4 protein-coding genes are annotated in these 2,952 nt (G+C 62.4%); 3 read left to right on the top strand and 1 reads right to left on the bottom strand.

All coding sequences use genetic code 11. From position 1 onward, the window contains the following. Positions 1-141: 141 nt before the first annotated feature. The 3 genes from B3873_RS19835 (at position 142) to B3873_RS19825 (ending at position 2,064) form a co-directional block, all read left to right on the top strand. Complete coding sequence (locus tag B3873_RS19835) at positions 142-372, top strand: hypothetical protein (RefSeq protein ID WP_039786048.1); 231 nt, start codon at positions 142-144, stop codon at positions 370-372. Between the two features lie 485 nt (positions 373-857). Then, positions 858-1,385: a response regulator transcription factor gene (locus tag B3873_RS19830; RefSeq protein ID WP_232729628.1), complete on the top strand. Its 528-nt coding sequence runs from the start codon at positions 858-860 to the stop codon at positions 1,383-1,385. After that, the gene (locus B3873_RS19825) at positions 1,378-2,064 is read left to right on the top strand and encodes a GGDEF domain-containing protein (protein ID WP_286868495.1); all 687 of its coding nucleotides are present in this window, start codon (positions 1,378-1,380) and stop codon (positions 2,062-2,064) included. Before B3873_RS19830 ends, B3873_RS19825 begins: the two co-directional genes overlap by 8 nt. On the opposite strand, the gene B3873_RS19820 is transcribed toward B3873_RS19825, so the two are convergent. After that, on the bottom strand, positions 2,034-2,952 hold a 919-nt coding region (locus B3873_RS19820; RefSeq protein ID WP_286868493.1), incomplete at its 5' end, for an FAD-dependent monooxygenase. The two genes, B3873_RS19825 and B3873_RS19820, sit on opposite strands and share 31 nt — an antisense overlap.

The raw sequence follows: 2,952 nt of genomic DNA, 5'->3' as shown, positions 1-2,952 counted from the left end.
AAGCCAAGAAGGAAAACATCGTCACGGCAGCCCAGGAAGGTGCGGATGGCTATATCGTCAAACCCTTCAACGCCACCACGCTCAAGGAAAAGATCGAAAAAATCCTGGCGCGGCGCGCGCACATGAAATGAGAGAACGCTGATGGATATCCCTGCCAATGACGAACAACAAGAACCGGAAGCGGGCAGCATCATCAAGCATGCTTCGATGACCACCCGCATCCACCAGACCGTTTATACCCTGGAGAGCCGCATCGTCCAGCAGGACGACGGCCTGCAGCGCTCGGAATATCGCGTGCTGCTGGAGCGCAATGTCATCAAGGACTGGACCGAAGGCGACGTTGCACAGTATTTCGGATTGGACATCTACTGAGACTTGCATGTGTTTCGACAGCACGCCTGTCGTCTGGCTGCCACCTTCCCGGCAGCTTGCAACATAAGAACGGCAACCTGCGGGTTGCCGTTTTTTTTCGCCTGCAAACGCCAATGGGCGCACTTTTGCGGTCGGCCACAAGGCGCGGAATGATCGCGCCGCGCCTTTCAAATTGATAACAAAATCGAGATTTTCTGTGAAACTCCCGCCAGACAAAAGCAGGTATAACGTAACCAATAATGATACTCATCCGTTAAGAGCGGACTATCAGGGTTGTTTCATTTTGGGGATGTGAACGACGTGGCAGTGTTAATCGTAGAGCATCCAGGCGAGGGAGCCGGCGTTGTACTCAAGGCCTTGCATGCCAGCGGCTTGCCGGTACGGGCAGTGGCGGCCTTGTCGGAACTGGAGGGCGAGATTCAAAAAAAAAGCCTGCCGTCCTGATCATCGAGACGCACCGGTTCACCATCAGCTTGCTTCCGCTGGTGGCCGATCTGCGGCAGAAGTTTCCGATGCTCGGGATCGTCGTCATCGGCGAACAGCTCAGCGAGGATGCGCAGGAAAAAGCCCTGCACGACGGTGCCGATTACATCCTGCACAAACCGATCCGGCAAGGCCTGCTGCTGGCGACCATCCGCTCCTTCCTGCGACGCCTGCGCATCCTGCATGCGCCGGCGGCAGGCAGTGCGGAAGCCTGGACCCTGTATCGCCGCCGCGGCACGCTGGTCAGTCCGCACAACGAACGGGTGGCGCTGAGCGAGCGCGAATGCGCGGTCCTGACGACGCTGTTTCTCAGCCCGCACTTCCCGGTCAGTGCGGAACACCTGATGCATGCGCTCAACATCACAGCCGAGATCATCGATCCGCATCGCATCGACACCATCATCTATCGCCTCCGGAAGAAGCTGGGGCAATTGGCGCATGCCCGCTTCGAGATCCGGAACATCTATGGCAGAGGGTTCATCTGCGTGGCAATGAAAGAAAGCGCGGTCTTTTATGTTTGGGATGGATAACGGCGAATGGTTCAGGCTGGTCCAGCGGGTCTGGACCGGCGCTTCACTGGATGGCCTCGGTGCCGTCGCCTCACTGGGCCTGGCGGGCACGCTGGGCGCATTGCTGGCGTCAGCGCGCGGCCGTTGCCGCGAGCTGCACCGGCAATTGCGCGAAGCCCGCGCCGCCAATGACGGCCTGCGCCAGCAGGCGCTCTACGACGGCCTCACCGGCCTGCCCAACCGCAGCCTGCTGGAGCAACGCATCGCCGCTGCGATCGCCCGCGCCGAGCGCGCACAGGGCAGCTTCGCGTTGCTGTTCCTGGATCTGGATGGCTTCAAGCTGGTCAACGATCGCCACGGCCACGCCGCCGGTGATCTGCTGTTGCTGCAGATCGGCGAACGACTGGGGGCGAGCCTGCGACATGCGGATACCATCGCCCGCATTGGCGGTGATGAATTCGTGGTGCTCACCGACATCGTCGCCAGCGGCGACATCCGCATCATCCGCGACAAGCTCACCCAGGCGCTCGCCGCCCCCTTCCAGATCGGCCATACGATGCTGACGGTGAGCGCGAGCCTGGGCCATGCACGCTATCCCGATGACGGCAATTCGATGGATGCCCTGCTGGCTTGCGCCGACCAGGGCATGTATCACCTCAAGCGCGCCCGTCAGGCGCAGGCGGCCTGCACCATGCTGTGACCAACGCAGCGGTTGATGGCGGCAGCGATCTGCAGCGGGTCGAAGCGCGACCAGCGGGCCGCCACGTGCTGGTCCGGCCGGATCAGGTAAGCGCATCCCTCGTGCGCGGCATAGCGCTGCGCGGCCAATCCCTGCACATCCTCCAGCAGGGCCCCGGAACCGGCGGGACCGATGGTCTTGACCGGAATCTCCAGACCCGCTGCCTGCAGACTGACGGGGAAATCTCCCGCACCGAATACCAGCACCGTGAAGCCTTCGCCCAGCTGACTGAGCAGCCATCCGGGCCGGCTTCCCTGCCGCACCGGCGCATCCGCGCAGGGCGTGCCGGGGACCATGCGCTCGCCGAACGGCACGCTGTCGGGGGTGTTCAGGGACGAGCTCACATAAGGTGTCGGCGTGGACAGGCGGCCGCTGTTGACCAGCGTGCGGGCGAACGGCTCGTGCTCGGCCAGCGTCAGGACGGCATCGCGCAGCACGCGGCTGGCACGGCTCTTGGGCGTGATGAAATCGGTGGAACGGGTGGACTGGCGCAGGTTGTCGTCGGCCGCGAAAGCGCGCTCTTCGTGATAGCTGTCGATGAAGCTGACCGGGGCCTGGCCATCGATGACGAGCTTGAGTTTCCAGATCAGGTTGTCGATGTCCTGCACGCCGGTATTGGCACCGCGCGCCCCGAAGGGAGATACCTGATGCGCAGCGTCACCGGCAAAGAGCACGCGCTGGTAGCGCATGTTGTCGATGCGGCGGCAGGCGAACTGGTAGACGGAAACCCATTCCAGTTCGAATTCCACCTCCGGCCCCAGCATCGCCTGAATACGCGGGATGACGTTTTCGGGCTTCTTTTCTTCCTCGGGATCGGCGTCCCAGCCGAGCTGGAAATCGATGCGCCAG

It is taken from the genome of Herbaspirillum sp. UBA812, from assembly GCF_002296545.1.
GTDB lineage: Bacteria > Pseudomonadota > Gammaproteobacteria > Burkholderiales > Burkholderiaceae_D > Herbaspirillum > Herbaspirillum huttiense.
This window is presented reverse-complemented; position numbering and strand designations above follow the sequence as displayed.

Coding starts and splice junctions, on each gene's coding strand:
- B3873_RS19835 (WP_039786048.1), top strand. CDS start 142: ATGGATATCCCTGCCAATGACGAACAACAAGAACCGGAAGCGGGCAGC.
- B3873_RS19825 (WP_286868495.1), top strand. CDS start 1,378: ATGGATAACGGCGAATGGTTCAGGCTGGTCCAGCGGGTCTGGACCGGC.